The following is a 19570-nucleotide window of genomic DNA, read 5'->3' on the forward strand; positions in this document are numbered from 1 at the left end:
TTGCTATAAATAGACCTGATGAAACGTAATCACTACGACTTACTTAATTAGTATCTCTATCGGGGGTTCATCGGGCACAAGGTTTCAGCTAAATAAAGCGCACCCCGACTATTATTCTTTGTTTTTTGTACCACTACCATCATATATGTAGCTAAAGCTTTCACCCATCCACTCCAAACAACCACTCATACAGTTTTCAACTGCCCCTTCAGTAACAGGTAAGAATTTTTTCGGGATAAATGCCACAAGCTTATTACCAACTACCCCAACCCAAAACTCAGGTGGAGGCACATCATCAGAATCAAAAAACCCCGATGTTAGCTCTTCTGACAACCCGTCATACATAGTTGCTGACGGATCTAACATCAAAAACCTACCAGTAAAACTATACGGCTTGGATTTTTCTACAATGACCCCAGCTCTTTTTTCAATGACATCTTGAACCTTTTGGAAAAACACAGACAAGTGGTTGTTTGTATCACCAAATTCTTGAAACGCACGAAATAAACCACCTCTGTCAGCCAGCTCCCACAACGTAAATTCATCGTCTACCCGATGAGAGTATTGATAAATCTCGTGCAAAACTGGCCTAAACTTAGGTATCAAATCTGTCTCAATTATCAACTGATTAATCTCCAAGCAGTTTGTTTAGGATTTGAACCCGTGTATTAAACACTTCTGACGCCTTAGTGACTGCCTTATTTCCGCCTACAGATTGTATCTGATTTCTGTATGCTGCCAATGCTTGTTTATCAAGGCCTCCGGGGACTCCATTTTCACGTAAATATGCCTGCAATTTTTTAGCCCCTTCTGGGCCTTTTCCGAATTGCGTCATAAAACTGTTAACCGCGTTTTGTCTATCACTCCCAAGAGTTTTCCAAGTCGCACTACCAGCGCCTCCATTAAGCTTTAATGCATCCTTAACTTTGTCACCAAGCTTTTCTATTTTAACAATTTTACCAGCCTTCATCACCACCTTGACGGCGACACCACCAACCATGAGAGTGACTACTTCTTCCCCCGCAGCCAAGTAACCAGCCTGCGTATCGGGATGCTTTGGATCAACACCCGCAACACCATCATGATGTATGGAATCAAGCATAACCTGGCCCGCCTCAGACATTGCGAGCTGCTGGTTGGAATTCTGACTAAAAGTATTCGAATTTACATTGGGAACATTAGGGCCCATTCCACCTTGAAAATGCATTGCTCCAGATGCCAAACCTGCCATGGTTCCAGAGCTCGGAGCTCCCCCTCCCCAGCCGTTACTGCGGCCAGCCCCTTCATCTACACATATTGGTGCGCTACCACAGCTTGAATAGCCAGTCGGATCCGTTAAGGACAAGGGGTTATTCAAGACATAGCTATAACGGTTGTAGGACTGTGTATTGAGCGGGTCTTCGACAATTGGATCCGGACTCAAAAACCGCCCAATCAACGGGTCATAAACCCGCCCGTTCATATGGATAAGCTCAACACTCTCTAAATGCTCATGGTCCGTAAACCCCCTAGAGGTTATCTCAAGACTTGTCTCAGGCGCGCCAGACCAATTTACCTTAAGCGGAGACCCCCAAGGCTCATAACCGCGCCAATCAATTTCATTAGAACCACTGAGCGAGGCTGGCGTTGTTGCAGCAATACTACCGATATGGTCCCGATGGAGATAAACCCACTCCCCATCAAGCTGGTAGCCTGTGGTATTTTTCTCTGTATAAATCGCGAAATCTTCGATGTAGTAACGAAACTCTTTCCCTTCAAGACCCTCTGTTAACTCAAGGAGCTTTCCAATATAGGTCGTGGTTTTAAGCCCGTCATCTATCCGCTTTATACGCCGCTCTGACGGACCATAAATAATCTCGGTAACACCCCGGCTTCCCCCCATATATGCCGGTTTACCAAAAGGGCTGTAATGCACAACATCTCCACCCACAATGCCCGCGCCACTATCAATCCCTGCGCGCAAAATAACATTACCGGCCTTGTCATAAACGTAGCGCCGACTTTGCACCTGACCCTGAACAGTGACCTCGTCGATGCGGTGTATACGAGAGGCGTGAGTGATACTTTGCAAAATACCCTTGCTAGTTACGTTGCCATGCATGTCATAGCTATAGCTCTCGTCTCCACAACTACCGAAACCTCGATCAGTTAAACGATTAAGTGTGTCGTAACAGAAGTCTTCATAAATTCCAAAAAGCAGATCATCCCTATCTTTTAAGTTACCGGCATTATCAAAACCATAACTGTGATTTAAAATGTCTATATTACCCTTGCTTACATTGACACTAGTCAGCTCACCATCCAGAGGGTCATAGCCTTTAAGAGTTGTCACCTCATTACCAAACTCTACTTCGGTTAGGTTGCCCCACTGGTCATTATTTTTAGCTTCCCATAATACCGGCGCCGTCTCGTCCTTAAGCGCATCGTAGATCGAAGTTAAATAACCAGAGCCGTTATAGGCATAACCAATAGCAACCCCCCCTCCTGGGTAGAGCAGCCCCGAATGCCTGCTATACGCGTCGTAGTAATATTGAGCTTGATAAGACCCGCTATCCAAAAAGGTGCTTACAGTGCTCAGCTGCCCAAGTGCCGTGTAATGGTATTCTTCATAAAACTGCTGAGGGTCTGGGTCTGTATCAAAGCCCACTAATGCGGCTAGTTGACCCACACCATTAGCTGCAGTGTCAAAATGCCACTGAGTAGTCCTCAGCTCCGCATTTGCTGCCGTTGCATCCCAGGTTCGCTGAATAAGTCGGCCCAACTGATCATAATGATAATAAGTCACCGTTCCATTAGGATCAGTTTGGGTAGCTATTTGATCGAGGGCGTTATATGTCCAGCGCCAAGGTGCCTCTGTATCGACACTGTATTGAGAAATTTTCCTTCCCAGCAAATCGTAATTAATATCCGCTAAGGTACTTTGATTCCAAGTCACACCGCCCTTAGCGGTATCTAGCATTCCTCGCGCCGTATACTTTAGATTGATCGTTTGAGCATCATCTTGAATACGGGACAACCTCCCGTCACCATGAAAACTATGGGTGACTTTTTGACCTAATCGGTCAGTTGACTCAACTTTGTAGGCCGGGTAGGTACGACTGATATCTTTGAGCGCCGTACTATCATCCGGGTAACTAATGCTAGTGAGTTGATCTAAGTAATCAAAATAGGATGTCACATACAAAGGCATATCTGTAAACGGCTTGCTAACTCTCTGAACACGCCCCAATCGATCATATTCACTCGCCTGAAAAACGACTCCGCCATCTAAAGCAATGCGACTGGACCCCACCGCCCGACCGCGTACATCATAGAAAGTACGCTGTGCGGCTTCGCCGGAAGTTTTTACGTCGATATAGTACTTCTCGAAATCGCTATAAGTAAAACAATCACTACATCCCTTGTAATATATATCAGTAGTAACACCACTTCGGGTGGTTATTTGTTTGACTCGACCATTGTAGTCGTAGGTGGTATTCGTCCAGTCGCCATTGGGTTGCGAGACATAACTTTCACGTCCATAACGTCCTTCAGTTTCGGTGACAGCTACATGCGGGGTAGTTTGGTATGTCTCTGAATTTACCCCCCAATAAGATTATCTACATTTAAAGTGGTCGTGACCCGATGGCGTCCATCTGTATACCAATTTTCTTGAATACCTGTAGTCTTGCTATTGAAATGGAGGCCGTCATTAGACTTATTAAGCCAGCTCTCTGTAATGGTGGTGGCATTGCCATAACCATTAAAGTCACTATAGGTCGTTGTGTAGGTGTAATCACTTTGGCTGGGTTCTTGTATGGATTCTTTTAACCAGCCCTTCCCATCATACTCCCAAGACGTTTCTCGAGTGATTTTCTCTTGCAAATCGTGACCGTACGTTATGGTCTCGTTATCAATCAGGCCAATTACCCACCGGCTGACCGTATTGATATTGTTATATGAGAGCGTGGACACGGACAGGATACTCTCACTATTCCCTCGTTCGGCACTCGTTCCCACCTCCAACTTTTTAAAGCTAGGATTTCCATATACATCAAGAACATCATCACACGCATCCCCCGCAGGGTAGACTTTTGGTTGATTATCAGTAACGTCAAGGCATGTATCTCCACTCGGCCGCAGTGATATTTCTCTCCCTCTAATCTCTGCACTGTTAATATAACCGGTGTCTAATTCCTTAGCTTTGTATAACTCGTAATGTGGACTTGGAATACCAACGCCATCAATGTCGTCGTTCAGCGTCCTTACTTCCCAGTGGTTATTAATTGTTTGCGCCGTTGTTAATGCCTCCCCACTATTAACAGTGACTCTTACGGTTTGATTCGCTAGTACGCCGGAAAAGCTGTAATTCGAACCATGATTTTGCCGATAGTTTGAAACCGTCTCCCTTCTAGGTGCACTAATACTATAATCACTCGTTAAATAATCCGTACGCGTAACACGACCAAACCCCAAACTGCCCCACAAACCAGGGCTATACCTAAGATTTTCATAAAAGTAGGTCTGATAATGACTTGCACTCACTGAAAGATCCGTAGAGATCGTTGAAGCCACCACAAATTTATTCTGAGGCTTTGGGCTGGCAACCGACTTTAATGTCACTGCACCGCCAATCGAACCGTCGCCAATAGCATGATAATTTGACGATTCAGTCAGTTCTGAGAAGGCATTGTCTTGATAGTTATACTGGTCATAAGCACCTTCATCATAAAACGTATGAAACGCTGTACTCCTTGATGGCAGATGGCCATAGCTGATATCAATTTGGCGCGAGGAGTGCTCTATGATTTTTTCAAGATGAATCGAGGGGAAATTAGAAACATAACCGGATATATCTATATCGCCATCCAAATCACGATCAAAAGCCACCAGATTCTGGGCTGTGGTGACCATCATCGCAGCATTAAAGTTGGTATCAATCTGAGTAACAACCCCCTCCCCTGCTATAGTCAACATCACAGGGTCGTAAAAGCTTAATAAGTCCATATAACCATCACGATTAAAGTCACCAACGGCACACTCAACGGCACTTGCGCAGCCACTATAGGTACTAATTCGCTTTGAAGCCTCAAAAGTAAGGCCATTCGAATAGCTCACCCAAATGCCATCCGCTCTAAATTGCATAAGATCGGTAAGACCATCACTATTCAAATCGACTAGGTACTTTCTAAGAAGTTTTGCATCATGATTAGGTTCTATATTTGAATCACCCAGCCACCAATTAGCATCCGTTGCCCAATGTGGCTGCACTTCAAAACCTCCGAGAAATTTGCTTCCACGGTTCAAGGCAACAGCACCGTTATAAGCCACGATATCCGGCAACCGATCGCCATTCACATCACCAATTGAAATAGAGTTAGAATCTTGTAGTGCCTGGAAAGCATAGGAATCCAACCATTTTTCGAATACCGAAAACCCTGCACCGTTATTTATAGCTACAGAGATATCTGTACGTTCACCGCTGGTGAAACTGCAGTAATAAGGGCACGTCGGTGGTACGCGTAATATATCTACCAAGCCATCCCCTGTCATATCGATAAAATAAATCTGGTAGCTTAGGTAACCTGCGACGTCGCCGTACCCTATCGTTGCGTAAAAGGCCGTTTCATTAGCAGCAATGCTATAGCTTGGCGAAGCCGTATAATTAAATTGACCGCTTTGATCATTTAAATGAACGTCGACCCCGCCATAGTGACGAGTATCTGTCGCGACTAAATCTAACCATCCGTCATGATTGATATCCATTAAGATCGGGTTCAGCGTAGAATAGAGGGTCTTGGTAATGCCTGAAGAGCTCCACGGGTGAGTTAGATTTTTTTTGTATGGAATAGATATATCACTCCCATTAACTGTGTAGTTATAGTCCCACCCTACTGTATCAAGATCCCCATCATTATCGATATCCCCCGTACGGCTCGCATATGCATCCCCACCACCAGCATAACTAAAGGGCGCTGCCTGGTCGGTTATTGTCGTCCACTGAAACTCTAGCGGCTCTGCTTCACTACCATCTGGATAGATTTCTCTAATACTTGTTAATCGACTAGTGCTCAGAGGATTGTAGAGTGAATTAATCCAGCTCTGATAACCCAGCTGATAACGACGAACAAGTGCTTCGTTATTATAAACCCGGATACCCGCCAATCTGTGGAGCTGCTGGAATCTGGCGCCACCTAGATAGCGAACACTCGTATCTGGTCGGGGATCGTAATCAAAATCAACTCTGCGGTTTGTACCTGTCAATACTGCGTTTGACGTGTAATTAATGCTGGAGAGTAAAATGACGCCATCGGCCCTGTCGTAATTGTAGTGGTAGGTCATGGTATTTCCTGCAGCATCACTCACTTCATCTAAGTACCACGACATACCCAGTTCAGAAGCTGTGGTATTAAACTTAAGCGTGCTATCTGCACGATTCCCATAACGATAGGTTTTTCCATCTGGGTGCTCTACGGTCCAATAAGCAGAACTAGATATTTTGGGGTCATTATAAGCCTTTATGCGCAATTTGGTTTGGCGTTCGGTGCGATAAACCCCTGCGGCCACTTCAACTAATCGCTGCCCATCCAAACAAAATTTATAATATGTACCAGCGACATTGGAGTTATAACCATCTCTAAGGATTGTTGCATTACATCGCGAGATAACTGAATTACCACTAAGCGCCCAAGACTGCCCAACAATGCCATTGCCCATACTGTGATTAAACGACAAGCTCAAGTTGGGCTGAATACCGTTGATACCCGGCGGCACTTTAATAGGCACTCGGTAATTGGCACTACCGTCTTTACCTACGGAGAATATGCCCGCAGTTATGCCTACATATGTGCTATCGCCAGACTCTGTATAGGCTGGGTCATCGCCCGAAGCTCTAAAAACTGGGTGCACGGAATTACGTGGCAGTGTATCGACGTCATCGCCGATACCATCATTATCATCATCAGAGTCACAGGCGTCGCCCTGCGTATCACCATCAAAGTTGAATTGAGACGGATTGTTTAAGTACAGACAGTTGTCTTCCTCATCCTCTATATGATCGCCGTCATCATCACTATCGCAATGATCACCTACGCCATCACCATCAAAATTTTCTTGGAGAGGGTTGAGCATTGAAGGGCAGTTATCCGATATATTTTCTAGGCCATCCCCGTCAATGTCTGAATCACAAGCATCACCCATCAAATCTTCATCTATATTACTTTGAGATGGATTACTCGTTGCAGGACAGTTATCAAAATCATAGGGTACACCGTCTAAATCATCGTCCAATGTATTAGCGGTAAAAATGGCACTGGTTGCGTAAACCCTACGCGAAAAAAAACTATTGCTATCTAACAGAAAGAAACGCTGGCGAGTTAATCGAAATTGCCCAATTGCCGGTAGCGATGACGTTGTGTAACTATCACCATTCAGTTTCGAAGTCGGTATGACCGCCCATGCAGTATATTCATCCTCCGGCCGGTTTTTTCTTCGTGTTTCTATAAAATATTCTGGGGAACTAAGCGGTCTATTAGCGGTTATTGTGTACGTTTTATCTGCTTGATTATAACTACTAGATAAAACCTCATCATCCGCCCATGAAAGCGGGCTAACGAGACAACATAATAATTGAAATTTAACTAGGAAGTTACGCATAGTGCACTCTAGAGGTTATCCATCCATTATTATTAGAGTAACCAGACCTATGGCACGGCAGAAAGATACGCCAAAGCGCGCCTCAGAACACTACGGGTCTGCTCAGCTTGTATACTAAAAAACTATATACTTGATTCGGGCGCGCCTAACGTAAGCGACGTCATGACACATGCCGATCCATTGTGATAATACGTTATCTTCACCGGCAGCCCGGCCACTTTAGCGCCAACAAGCGCTGTATAATAATTCTTGGCCAAGGTATCTAAAGAATAGGGAAATGTAATAAATAGTTCACCGCATTCTGCACTTATATCCGCCAAAACGTTTAAGGTAACTACACCTGTTACCTCCGCTACAACTACCGATTCAAGTGAGGTCCATCCGGTATCGACGACATCTTGAGCGATAGAGTTTGGGGACTGCATACTAATTAAAACCAATAGGCACGTTACAATACGCATAAACCTTCCTTAAAGTCACACCGAATAATTTGTTAATATGAAGCCACATGCTCTAACAGAAAAATGCAGTCATCCAGAGTGCATTGATCATGCGGGCAAACTTTCGCGCCCAATAACAACAGCCTAGTCTGAGAAGCCAAAGCGCCGAGCAAGGTAGATAATATCGCCTGACTACCGTCGTTAGCCAATGTAAAAATAGTTGGCCGCCACGAGCCATTAACCGTCACCTGCCCCTCTACACCCATTGGGTCACCCTGAATGAAAATTTCCCCCACTGACATAAAGTTAACATATCGAGGGTATGGATCTCCCTCCGGTGGATAAACGACCTGTTCAGGAGTATAGACATAACCATCTGCTGTAATAATTGAGCCCTCGGGATATCCCTCTGGAGCGGGTTCACCCGCTGGCAAGAGCGGTTCAGGGACCCCATACAATTCCATATATGTCGTCTCCGCGGAGGTAGCGACGCCACTGGTTAGCGATATCGCAGTAATCAGAAACAAAAAAAGTATATGATGCATAGTAATGATCAGCTCCTTAAAGCAAAGGAAGGCTCCGGTCCTTATTCCCGAGAATATCTCTTAGTCTTCACGGCAGGGTTTTGAGAAAAAGTAATAGACTATCTATTTAGAAAAGCTTGTAGTGATTACTTCTTTACACGTTTTTCCATCCAAACGAGCCACCAGCTTTTCTTTTTCTTCTTTAGACGAATAGAGCAGAGTGTGATGGCACATTTTGATTAGCCCCTCAACATTTGAATGGGGCCTTAAAGCTTGAGCCTCTTTCTCTGCAGCTGATAATACTCTTTTAGGTTTTTCTGCAAGCTCCGCACCATCCGCAAGCTCCACACCAATAGCATCTAGAGAGAAGACCCCTAGAATGGTAAGCGCAATTGAAAATGTTAGTGGCCTAGTGGTAAAAGACTTGTCACCACAGGCAAAACTAAAGACATGAGTTCTCCCTTCATCTTGCCCTGATGAGTGACCACTTCTTTTTGATAGTTTATTAAAAAATGAATATTTCAAGATATGCATCCCTGGCCATTATTATTTTTATCTCGTCCGAAACCTAGGACATAGACAGCTGTGTCCCACAATATATATCATTAAATAATAATATACAATCGCGTCATTCCAATTGGACATGACTCCCTCCTCCCCTTCATAATAGCCCCCCCAACCGCCAAAGATTGAACAACCACCTCAAAGTAAGCAAAAACGCCTGCTTTAAATATTATGCTATTTAACTTCACTAACTTTTTAGGCTTCTTGCAGGCCATCATTCAGGCGGATGGAACTATACGCGGAAAATTAACCATATTTACTGGCGGCATCCTTCTGCTGTCAGCACATATTCTCAATGTCCTATTCATAACGTTAGACTGCGTGCTATTTCCCCATTATAAGAAAACAACCATCCATAGTCCCATTTTCATTATCGGAAATGCCCGCAGCGGCACAACACTATTAGAACAACTGCTCTTTCAGCATTCTAGCCAGCTCAGCTATCAAAAATCGTACGAGATGAACTTCCCTGTCATCAGCCTCCGCATGGTTCTACGTTTTTTAGGCCATACCGACCGCAAAATATTTAATGGCAATATCGCTTCATTTTTTGAGAAACTCCAGCAATCGAACCTAGGCGCCATCGCTTCAGTCCACCCGTCGTCGCTCTATTCAGCCAATGAAGATGAAGCCCTATTCAACCATACCTTTCACTCCCCTGCTTACCTGCTAGGTGCCGCACCCGCAGAGACCCAGGGTGAAAAATTGCGTCCATTTGGCAACCTTACAAAGAAAACCCAGTCTCGGTTGATGAAATATTATTTTCGGTGCGTGCAAAAGCACCTCTTCTTAGAGCCTGGCAATAAACGCTATTGCAGCAAGCACGTCACGCTGCTAAAAAAAATAACGCTATTGGGTCTATGGGAAAATGACTATCTAAAGGAATATTTCCCCGATGCCACCGTCATTTATTTGATTAGGGACCCGCTGAAGGTTATTCCAAGCGCCATGAATTTGATGAAAATATCGTGGCAGCAGTTTGGTTATAAAACAGGCGAATCAACACACTGGTTAAACCAACAAATTCTCGATGAAATTTGTGAGAGCTGTGAATGGTCGGCTAATGCAGCCATCAATAACTGGCATGGAATGAATGTCATCCCCTTGTCGTATAATGATTTAATCAACGAACCAGAAAAAACAGTTAGATCACTCTACAAATCGTTACACATAGAGCTTACACCAGAAGAAGAGAGTAATTTCAAAAAAGACTGCTTTAAGGCCAGCGATTACCAGTCCGCAGAATATAGCATTCAGGATTTCGGCTTTAGTGAATCCGACATACTAAGTCGCACTCAAAATTATCGCCAGCATTTTAAAGAATCAATTTAATCGTATAATATAATTAAGGAACGCACCGTGAACCCCGAAGGAATTTTTGGACTTTCAAACAACCTAGTCGTTATATCTACGGCGCTAGTACTGCATATCGTTATTTTTTACCAGCTATTAAAAGCTGATAGTGTTTCTGTGCGCCCTGTTCTCGCTTTTTTCCTTCTCATGAGCATTGTCAATTTCATGGGGGCCAAGGTTTTTTCGTTGTATTTTCGAGACTGGCAGCTTATGACCCCTCTTAGCCGCGAGTTCATAAGCGGATGGCGCCACCCCGGAGCTTTAATAACTACAGTGATCTTCGGACCACTTTTATTAAAGAAGTGCTTTCCCGCAATCCCCATACTTAAAGGCGTTGACGCTTTCGCTTTTTCTTTTTGCTTCTTTATCGCCCTGACTCGCTTTAGCTGTTTTCTGAACGGTTGTTGCACCGGTGAAATATGTAGCGAATGGTATTGCCTCACATACCCGCGTGAAAGTGCGGTTTGGTTCCACCAGGTTAATCACCACACCATATTTTTCAGCGCGCCGTCCAGCTTAGCAGTATTTCCCGCTCACCTGCTGCTGGGAGCACTGGAACTGGCTGCGTCAGGAGCGTTATTGTGGCTGTATTTCAACAAGCGTTTTGATGGGCAGGTCGGTATCGCATTCTTAGTTATCCAGGGAGTCTGTAAAGCAATAGCAGAACAGTATAAATCGCCCTATGCAAATGAACTCTTTATCGCAGCTATACTAACTACCACCTTGGGGCTTGCCCTTATAGCCGGGACAAGGCGGCACTGGGGCCTGACTTCGCAGAGCCAAGATTCTTAACACCGCGATACTTGCCTGCAGTCAGTTAAATTTGCACAGTATTCCCCTAAGCAATAAAACATAGGTAGAGGAAAAAGAGCTCTGCGACTTACCCTTCTTTCTCTTCTACTTATTCTACGTAGTGCAAAGTGTCTAATCGATCCGGTCAGGTTTGTTTCTGTGCTTTTTTCGTTGACTGTTCTGAGCAGCAGTGCGCCGGTTGGAACAGACGGATGACCGTTCAGAACGGTGATAACAATCAAAGTACAAGGGTGTTAGAGTTTTGATTAGTGTTAATGACTATCCAGCTACCGCAGTAGATGGATAAGCAATCGATAGATTGATTGCTAACGTCACGGGACACCACTCCCACAAACCTGAATAGCGGCATAACCAACAGTGGCAATCCCCTGATGGGTACGACACGGTTTTGTTTTCACGCTTTAGACAGTCTTACTTTTCTTTGCCAGGCATTTCTCCTTTGTTAAATATGATAAGCCGCTCATTGCGGTTGCATGAGTTAACTTGAAAAGCTCTTTCGAGCTGGTTTGCTATTGAGGGTGCAATAGCCACACATGGAAATTGTATGGTCGGGGAAGCCGGCTGAAAATACCCTGATAATGCTTTCGTCATGTTAGGAATCTTTCTGGCGGTCAGTGCTCATGAGGCTCAAGCTGCGCGTCACTGCATTTTTTGCAGTGACGCGCGGCAAGAAGTTCTAGTGAATTAAAGGCATTTTTATTTACACTTACGATCAACACACATTGTTAGCTGCGTCCAAAGAACGCCACCATGCAGTGAAATGGTATGGCAGCTAGCGAGAACACCGATACCGGATGTTGTGCGGAATTGAACCCCCTCCCCTCGCACCTAATTATGTCCCGTCTTTCAGGGTTGAATGAATTCAATCCTGAAAGACGGGATGGATTTATAACCCAAAAGTGCAAACAGCTACACGATAATTTTTGGGCTATTATCGTTTTGATAAAGTGCCGTATCAATTGAACGTATCAACAACCCTTGCGCTTCAAAACCTGTAGATAACCTAAAAGGTTGAATAGAGGAAAACGAGTGTTCAGTTAGTAAGATAACAAACGTCATTTTTTAGTCAGTAACGTTGCCACTCACCTGATCATTTTCAGCTTTAATCCGTTTATAGATTTCTTCGCGGTGAACTTGAATGCTTCGAGGCGCATCAATACCGATACGCACCTGGTGGCCTTGAACGCCCAAAACTGAAATGGTGACATCGTCACCGATGATGAGGTTTTGGCCAATACAACGAGTAAGAATAAGCATAAATCTTCCTTGATTTGTGTAGGATGAACTAAAAAAAACTATCCTAGCATACTGCCTTGTTTTCGTTCAACCCACGCGATTGAAAGCCTGCAATCCTACGAATTCCGCCAATAAATGAAGTGCTCAACCAACCCTTCAACGAAAAGGTACCCAAATGGATATTGTTGTTAGCGAGTGAGAATTTTTACACTGGTGACTCTTATGAATTGTGTAGAGAAACATCAATGTTTTTATTCAAGGACGTCCAGGGCTGTACCTATAATCAAGATGATGACCCTACACATCTAAAATCTTGCAACTCGGTAAGCGGTTGCGTGATATCCCCTGTGCGTTTTATTGTCAGCCTCCTATTTTGTTTCCTCATCAGTCAAACCGCTGATGCCAGCGAACCGACGCTACGGTTAACACCGCAAGGCAAATTGCTCGGCGTGCGCAATTCAGATCACGATGTCTGGCTAGGCATCCCTTATGCCGAGCCACCAACGGGTTCGAGACGCTGGAAACGCCCTGCCCCACCCTCACCTTGGCAAGGGACTCGTGCGGCACACTCAATAGCAAACCCCTGTAGCCAGTATAATTACTACAACAGAAATAACCCATTGGAGGGTGATGAAGATTGTTTGTATCTGAATGTATGGACGCCTCAATACACAGCTGACAAAGTACCAACCGGTAATGCACGTCTGCCGGTCATGGTCTGGATTCACGGTGGCAGCAATGTGCTTGGGCATGGGGGGTCTTATGATGGAGGGACGTTAGCAGCCTCTCAACAAGCTCTTGTCATTACAGTGAACTACCGTTTGGGCGTGTTTGGCTGGTTTAGCCACCCAGCACTCTCTGAGGAGACCGATAGCCCTGCAGATGCCTCAGGTAACTATGCAGTATTAGATATTATTCAAGCGCTTCACTGGGTAAAAACCAATGTGAGTGCTTTCGGCGGCGACCCCACCCGCGTCACGGTTTTTGGAGAGTCAGCAGGTGGAGCCAACGTTTATTCCTTACTGGTATCGCCGCTAGCAAAGGACCTCTTTCAGCGCGCCATCATTCAAAGCGGAGGCACTGCCAGTATCAGCACAGCTGAAGCGAGCCACTATATCGATGATGGCGAACCCGGATCATCGCAAAGCTCTGGTGAGGTGCTTTTACAACTTCTCATCAATGAAGGATTAGCATCGAATCGAGATTCAGCTAAGCGATGGGTCGGGCACCATAATAAATCAGAAGTCGCCGATTATTTACGCCGAAAGTCCATGGCTGAATTTCATCTAGCTTACCAACAGCTCTATCAACATTCAGTTGCCAACGATCGACCTTCCAGTTTTCCCCAACAGTTCCGTGACGGATCGGTCATTCCTATCGGCGGTATTCATGAAGCACTGCAACAGGGAATGTATCACCACATGCCGATGATCCTCGGCAGCACACGAGACGAGTTCAGTCTATTGCTCAGCTTAAACCCACGGTATGTAAAACCTATTAAAAACGGGGTGGGCATAGAGATACGCTCTCTACCCCATTACCAACTCGCGGCTGAATACCTCAGCAAAATGTTAAAGGCCCACAACGTTGATGAGCCTGCTGATAGTATTAGCCGTCAACAGCAAGCTGATGTGTTTGTTTACCGTTTTGACTGGGATCAATTATCACCAGCCCCTTGGTTAAATAATCTATCGCTGGGAGCAACGCATGGCTTGGATGTGCCGTTCGTCTTCGGACACCGCAACTTAGGGCCGGAGTTTTTTCAGTTATCGCTGATGCACGACAGGAGTCTGCCAAGCTACCGCGCGCTCTCTCAGGCCATGATGTCTTATTGGGTTCAGTTTGCAGCAACCGGTGATCCTGGAACTGGGCAGCAATCACAGCTACTCCAGTGGAATGCTTGGAGCCCCAATGCCAAACACCAGGCTAGGACAATGCACTTTGATTCAGCGGCTGATAATTATTTGCATATGTCTCCTTTGAGACTAGACACAGCCCGTGTGCTGAAACAACTGGAACGTGACAGCCGCGTTAAAGCACTCCCGAATAAAGAGCAGTTTCTGCATGATCTATTCTCAACCATGAAGTCACTTAGGCTACTCACATCGGACACGGTACAGCATCCCAATACAAAAACGAGCTCCCCCCCATGAAAAACGCACTAAATACAATCCAACTGAAAGGCTCTAAGTACCGCAGCCGTTTTATTGGTGACATCCAATTTTTCAAGTGCATTGGCCATATGAAAATTTACGGTACGTTCTGAGATAGATAAAATGACACCAATCTCATAGGAGGTTTTACCTTCTGCGCACCACTTGAGAATTTCTTTTTGTCGCGGGGTCAACGGCACCTGAATAGCAGGCTGTGGATTGGGTAAGAGAATTTTTTGAAATCCAGCTTGCGCCGTTTGATTTAGCCAAACCATATTATGCGTTTTTTGAGCTAACTCTACCGGTGTGAGCTTATCGTGCGAGCGGGAGAGTGTCAGCATTCCTTTAGTAAATCGATTCACTTGTAAGGACTGAGCCCAACCCCATCGAATACCATGAGCATGCGCATCTTCCCAAAAGTCCCGCGCATGTGTAAAAAGCGAGTCATGCCAGACAATCGGTGTAGTCGACTTCAAACAATGCTGTACTGTTGGGTCGATGCCTAAATAATCGTTGTCTCCATACAGAACTTGCCAATTTTTCGGATAATTATTGAGTAAATGATACTTGGGCTGAGTGACATGGACGCTGACACACACGCCATAGGCAAAATACTCAAATTCTAGACGCTCCGTAAATGCAGTAATGGCTCGTATAAAATCCGGCTGATGCTTAAAGGTTAACAATGTATGAAATAAATCCTCTAGCCATCCATTCATTGGCCATGCCTCTTTGATACTTCCATTCTGGACAGATAGCGCATCCTATACCCTACCGATTCAAGCCTATCACCCAAGAGCGAATGAGACACCCGTCTCAATGCTGTCTATTTATAGCATGACTGCTGCTCATCGTGAAGGTGTCAACCGCAAATGAGCGTAATCAATACCTGCCATTCGAATAAAAACCACTAGCTGATGTATGAGAATGGAGCGTGGTGAGTCATGAATATTTCATATCCATCACCATGTGGTCATGTCACTACAGGCACCTACCTGCCGAGTAATGCCCCTTAACGGCTCGAGGCAATCGTGCCACTAACCACCTACCGTCTATTCCCTAGGGAATAATCTTGATGAAATCAACGGTTATTTCTACCAGCTATTCGACAAGTACTCAGCAGAATTAAATGCCCTCTTCTAACTAGGAGGGTAGAGCGATGTTGAACTTTATTGAAGGCCGATCAAAACACTTATCAGATCATCTCAAAGACACTATGTACCATTATCGATATCAAGTTTTCGTTGAAAGGCTAGGCTGGGAATTAGACACGGCACACAACCGAGAGGTCGATGAATTTGACCATGACGGCACACGCTATCTTATCGCACAAGACAAACATGAGGATATCATTGGGTTTGCTAGAATGCTGCCAACGACACAACCCTATTTACTGGAACATATTTTCCCCGAATTACTGAACGGCATGCCGCCGCCCAAAGAAAATACCGTGTGGGAGTTATCACGCTTCACCAGTATGGATTTAAAAAAGACACACCCTAGCCATACTGGCCAGTTTTCAAGTGAGACCACAAAAACAATATTGATGAAGACATTATTCTTTGCCTACCAAAACGGTGCGAAACACCTTATTAGTGTGTCCCCTGTCGGCATTGAGCGTTTATTAAAAAACGTCGGCATTCAGGTTCATCGCGCAGGCCCACCCCTGACGATCAATGGTCACCGGCTCATAGCCTGCTGGATTAATATTAAAGAAAACTTAGCGCTCTATTCTAAATGCGTAGACGATAGCGATGTAATATTGATGTTTAGTGCGGGTGCAACATAGCAATTATTACGCATACATTGTGACGAACTCGTGCTCTAACGCCAGGGGTTCGTCACTAATGGAGCGGATACTATATCAGTCAATTCTGCGCCATCTAGCAGTTCGGTTATCGCAGTTGAAAAAGGCAGGACTGTCGGTTTATCGCCCACGTACCTGATCACTAATGTGTCGTTATTATCCCGATAAATACCCATAAAATTAAAACCCAGCGCTATCACGGTTTCAAACCATAAAGGCTTGCCTTCAAAAACAATAGTGGGGGTTTTTAAAAACCGCATATCATTCACAAACAACCCTGTTCCATCCAGACAATCAACCACACTGGCGCGAATAAAATGAGAGAAACGGCCATATTCATCATCCACAAATCCGCCATCATATTCTCTTTGTAAATACGCAATATCCGCCTCTATCTCAGCACGATTGAGTGGTTTGGTGTTCTCTCTAAAAAAAAGGGCAATGTCATCGATGTCTCGGGTTCTAAGCTCACCAAAACTCATCGTTGCATGGCGCTCAATCACCGCATTCCCACGATAGTGTCGCGGTATGGCTAACCCCTGAACATGACGAAGATCAAAAACAGTGTAAAGGGTACAAAACTCTTTATTGCTTTTGCCAGAAGTCAGCGCAAACGCTTTCCAGCCCAGAGCATGCATCACATCAGATGTCGTTAGCGTCGTCCCTACTCGAGTACAGCAGTCCTGAGCCAGGTTTTTTAATGCAGTCTGAGCTATAGACACTTGCGAATACCCTTGCTGTTGTTTTTGAAAGTAGACCCGTTCAGCCAAATCAAAATTTAGCGCAGGAAAAACACGAAACTTATGACTGGGTTTATAACCCGTGCCTTTCGCCAATGACGAAATAAACGCTCGCGGAAAATCAACGGCTGCGCGAGGCGTTTTCTCGCAATACAACGCAGACCACGTTTGTAAAAAATCACAATACGCTGAGCCATCGGCTTGACTGTGGATATTACGAACAGCCAATGTCCAATAGCCATCATCAAACAGCGTTATTCTAAAAGCATTTAACGGTTCATTTCCCGCAAACACATCCTGCGGCATTAATTGGTTATCGATCAATGGGCTATCTTCAGTCACGGGTAATAAGTGCGGTGTATCGCACCAACGCTGAGGGCTTCGATACACTGAAAATCCGACACCGCGATCATCGAGTTTTAAAAAGAAACGATTTCCCTCCCTCAGCATAGAGGCACTGTATTCAGGGTATAACGTCAGTGATTGAGCCAGCATCGTTTTTAAGCGGAGGATATTGGGTGGTTCTTTAAAAACATAAACACCCCGTACCGAGAAATGCCCGGTCAGAACATCCAGTGGCGATAACTCGATGAGCTCACCTTTACCCTGTCCGCTTTTTATAACTGATTTGTCGACGACATCCATTTAGCTGCTCCGTTTTGCCTCCGCTAGAGCGCTTACGCCCCTAACTGAGACAAATAATAGTGTGTTAACCCCTTTACCTTCGTTGGTAAAAAGAACAGCATCTATTGAGCCTGATGGTGATTCACATGAGAACTGACAGAAATACTAGTTTTGTGTACTAAGGTATCCTTCGAGAAACAGTATTAGTGAACGCCGTTTCATGTTTCGACGACGCACTGTCATAAAGGGTCCGGAGAGCCGTTCGGTAATAGTGCAAGCTACCCCCTATAACAACGGCCGCCAATGGATATACAACCCCCGCAACCCAAGACAGTGAATATCGTAGTGCTTGATCATAACCAAATACAAAATCTGTGACGAAGGCGATGACGGTGCCGCCTAACGCTAAGCCAAATAAATTCGTCATAAACAACATTAGCGCTGATGTCAGTGCGCGCATACGCGACGGTGTAATCAACTGCAAGGCCGCCATCGCTACACCGAAGTGCGTGTAATGTAAGAAGACCACACACCAGGCAATCATCAGGGCAGTATCGGCGCTCTCGACCTGAGGCATCACGGTAGCAGGAACAACCAGCACAGCCGCAACCAACATCACCCAACGAACATTGGCATCGTCGTACCCCAGCCGCTGTAATAAACACGCAAAACCTGCCCCAGCCAATGAGCCCGCTGTTCCCGCTAGCAGGAAAATATTACCTAAGGCTCGGCTAGCCTCAGCACGTTCAAGACCATAGCTTCTCATCAAAAACTCAGGAAACCAGGTCATGGTGCCATACCCAATCACAGACATCATACTGACCCCAAAAAACAACGCGCCATAGGCTTGCCACTGCCGGTATAGGTGGGCAAACGTTTCTGTTACAGGGACCGCGCCTGACGGTACATTATTCGCTTCAAAACGCGTCGGCTCTCTCATAAAAGCGAGCAGCCCAACGATAAAAAAACCTGGGACAGCCACAACCATAAACGTCATTTGCCATGGCATAAACTCACGGATAATAGAGTCTTCGCTGACATTGATGTTACTAAACCAATCATACACAAACCCACCCAATTTATAGGACAAGCCAGTTCCTATGGTAATTCCCATCGAGAAAATGGCCGTAGCCCATCGTAACTTCTGAGGGGTAAAGTAATCCCCAAATAAAGAATACGCGGGTGGCGACAAGGCCGCCTCTCCCACCCCAACGCCAATCCGAATCAGGAATAGCATTAAAAAACTATCAGCCAAACCACACAGAAAAGTCATCACACTCCAGAAAAAAACACCGACCATAATGATGTATTTTCGACTGACACGATCCGCCAACCAACCAATGGGTAAGCCAAGAAAAATATAAAACAGGGTAAAAGCAGCGCCATGTAATAGGCTGAATTGAAAATCGGAAATGGCAAAACTCTCACGAACAGGGCCAACCAATACCGCCATGATATTACGATCAATAAAAGACAAAATGTACGCCAACAGTAATACCATCAGCGCATAATAGCCTTGGCGTGAATAATGTGATTTTTCATTTGTATGACGCATAGCCAGTACCTGCTGCCCATATAAAAGCAGCTAAAAATAATTTCAGGGATTGAGATTGGAATCGAAAAGAGTCGATGCTTCCCGCACAGTGTTGCTGAACAGACTGTGAGCCCCGCTCAAGGGCTC

The 19570-nt window shown here is 45.1% G+C and carries 14 protein-coding genes; 4 read left to right on the top strand and 10 right to left on the bottom strand.

Going from position 1 to position 19570, the window contains the following annotated elements:
* Nucleotides 1–111 precede the first annotated feature (111 nt).
* From UNITIG_RS04120 to UNITIG_RS04145, 6 genes are all read right to left on the bottom strand, one after another.
* Entirely contained in the window at nt 112–624 is a 513-nt protein-coding gene (locus tag UNITIG_RS04120; RefSeq protein WP_145999080.1) for a hypothetical protein, read from the bottom strand.
* Between the two features lie 4 nt (nt 625–628).
* Nucleotides 629–3292 carry an RHS repeat domain-containing protein gene (locus UNITIG_RS04125; protein ID WP_101757247.1) on the bottom strand — a complete coding sequence of 888 codons (2664 nt, stop codon included), beginning with the start codon at nt 3290–3292 and terminating at the stop codon, nt 629–631.
* A 287-nt stretch (nt 3293–3579) separates the two neighbouring features.
* Nucleotides 3580–7635 carry a thrombospondin type 3 repeat-containing protein gene (locus UNITIG_RS04130; protein ID WP_101757248.1) on the bottom strand — a complete coding sequence of 1352 codons (4056 nt, stop codon included), beginning with the start codon at nt 7633–7635 and terminating at the stop codon, nt 3580–3582.
* 122 nt (nt 7636–7757) lie between these two features.
* On the bottom strand, nt 7758–8096 hold the full coding sequence (locus tag UNITIG_RS04135) for a hypothetical protein (RefSeq protein ID WP_101757249.1): 339 nt from the start codon (nt 8094–8096) through the stop codon (nt 7758–7760).
* 32 nt (nt 8097–8128) lie between these two features.
* Nucleotides 8129–8620 carry a hypothetical protein gene (locus UNITIG_RS04140; protein ID WP_101757250.1) on the bottom strand — a complete coding sequence of 164 codons (492 nt, stop codon included), beginning with the start codon at nt 8618–8620 and terminating at the stop codon, nt 8129–8131.
* A gap of 102 nt (nt 8621–8722) precedes the next feature.
* The gene (locus tag UNITIG_RS04145) at nt 8723–9124 is read right to left on the bottom strand and encodes a hypothetical protein (protein WP_145999081.1); all 402 of its coding nucleotides are present in this window, start codon (nt 9122–9124) and stop codon (nt 8723–8725) included.
* A gap of 210 nt (nt 9125–9334) precedes the next feature.
* On the opposite strand from UNITIG_RS04145, the gene UNITIG_RS04150 reads away from it, so the two are divergent.
* The gene (locus UNITIG_RS04150) at nt 9335–10495 is read left to right on the top strand and encodes a sulfotransferase (RefSeq protein WP_101757252.1); all 1161 of its coding nucleotides are present in this window, start codon (nt 9335–9337) and stop codon (nt 10493–10495) included.
* Between the two features lie 27 nt (nt 10496–10522).
* Complete coding sequence (locus UNITIG_RS04155) at nt 10523–11308, top strand: prolipoprotein diacylglyceryl transferase family protein (protein ID WP_159931080.1); 786 nt, start codon at nt 10523–10525, stop codon at nt 11306–11308.
* Between the two features lie 1083 nt (nt 11309–12391).
* On the opposite strand, the gene csrA is transcribed toward UNITIG_RS04155, so the two are convergent.
* Complete coding sequence (gene csrA / locus UNITIG_RS04160) at nt 12392–12586, bottom strand: carbon storage regulator CsrA (RefSeq protein WP_101757254.1); 195 nt, start codon at nt 12584–12586, stop codon at nt 12392–12394.
* 224 nt (nt 12587–12810) lie between these two features.
* Between csrA and UNITIG_RS04165 the strand changes: the two genes are divergently transcribed.
* On the top strand, nt 12811–14718 hold the full coding sequence (locus tag UNITIG_RS04165; RefSeq protein WP_101757255.1) for a carboxylesterase/lipase family protein: 1908 nt from the start codon (nt 12811–12813) through the stop codon (nt 14716–14718).
* Between the two features lie 8 nt (nt 14719–14726).
* Here the strand turns inward: UNITIG_RS04165 and UNITIG_RS04170 are convergent, their stop codons facing one another.
* Nucleotides 14727–15437 (bottom strand): autoinducer binding domain-containing protein, encoded by a 711-nt coding sequence (locus tag UNITIG_RS04170; RefSeq protein ID WP_101757256.1) that lies wholly within the window; start codon nt 15435–15437, stop codon nt 14727–14729.
* A 440-nt stretch (nt 15438–15877) separates the two neighbouring features.
* Between UNITIG_RS04170 and UNITIG_RS04175 the strand changes: the two genes are divergently transcribed.
* A complete protein-coding gene (locus UNITIG_RS04175) occupies nt 15878–16507 on the top strand; it encodes an acyl-homoserine-lactone synthase (RefSeq protein WP_200821191.1) in 630 nt (209 codons plus the stop codon).
* A gap of 35 nt (nt 16508–16542) precedes the next feature.
* Here UNITIG_RS04175 and UNITIG_RS04180 read toward each other — a convergent pair whose 3' ends face one another.
* Entirely contained in the window at nt 16543–17910 is a 1368-nt protein-coding gene (locus UNITIG_RS04180; RefSeq protein WP_101757257.1) for an acyltransferase, read from the bottom strand.
* Nucleotides 17911–18067: 157 nt separating this feature from the next.
* Nucleotides 18068–19444 (bottom strand): MFS transporter, encoded by a 1377-nt coding sequence (locus UNITIG_RS04185; protein ID WP_101757258.1) that lies wholly within the window; start codon nt 19442–19444, stop codon nt 18068–18070.
* Between the last annotated feature and the right edge of the window lie 126 nt (nt 19445–19570).

This window comes from Oceanicoccus sp. KOV_DT_Chl (assembly GCF_900120175.1).
Lineage (GTDB): Bacteria > Pseudomonadota > Gammaproteobacteria > Pseudomonadales > Dasaniaceae > Oceanicoccus.

Bases quoted from the DNA above. Each gene is read 5' to 3' on its own strand.
- UNITIG_RS04130 (WP_101757248.1), bottom strand. From the start codon at position 7,635: ATGCGTAACTTCCTAGTTAAATTTCAATTATTATGTTGTCTCGTTAGC.
- UNITIG_RS04135 (WP_101757249.1), bottom strand. From the start codon at position 8,096: ATGCGTATTGTAACGTGCCTATTGGTTTTAATTAGTATGCAGTCCCCA.
- UNITIG_RS04140 (WP_101757250.1), bottom strand. From the start codon at position 8,620: ATGCATCATATACTTTTTTTGTTTCTGATTACTGCGATATCGCTAACC.
- UNITIG_RS04150 (WP_101757252.1), top strand. From the start codon at position 9,335: ATGCTATTTAACTTCACTAACTTTTTAGGCTTCTTGCAGGCCATCATT.
- csrA (WP_101757254.1), bottom strand. From the start codon at position 12,586: ATGCTTATTCTTACTCGTTGTATTGGCCAAAACCTCATCATCGGTGAC.
- UNITIG_RS04165 (WP_101757255.1), top strand. From the start codon at position 12,811: ATGTTTTTATTCAAGGACGTCCAGGGCTGTACCTATAATCAAGATGAT.
- UNITIG_RS04170 (WP_101757256.1), bottom strand. From the start codon at position 15,437: ATGAATGGATGGCTAGAGGATTTATTTCATACATTGTTAACCTTTAAG.
- UNITIG_RS04175 (WP_200821191.1), top strand. From the start codon at position 15,878: ATGTTGAACTTTATTGAAGGCCGATCAAAACACTTATCAGATCATCTC.
- UNITIG_RS04180 (WP_101757257.1), bottom strand. From the start codon at position 17,910: ATGGATGTCGTCGACAAATCAGTTATAAAAAGCGGACAGGGTAAAGGT.
- UNITIG_RS04185 (WP_101757258.1), bottom strand. From the start codon at position 19,444: ATGCGTCATACAAATGAAAAATCACATTATTCACGCCAAGGCTATTAT.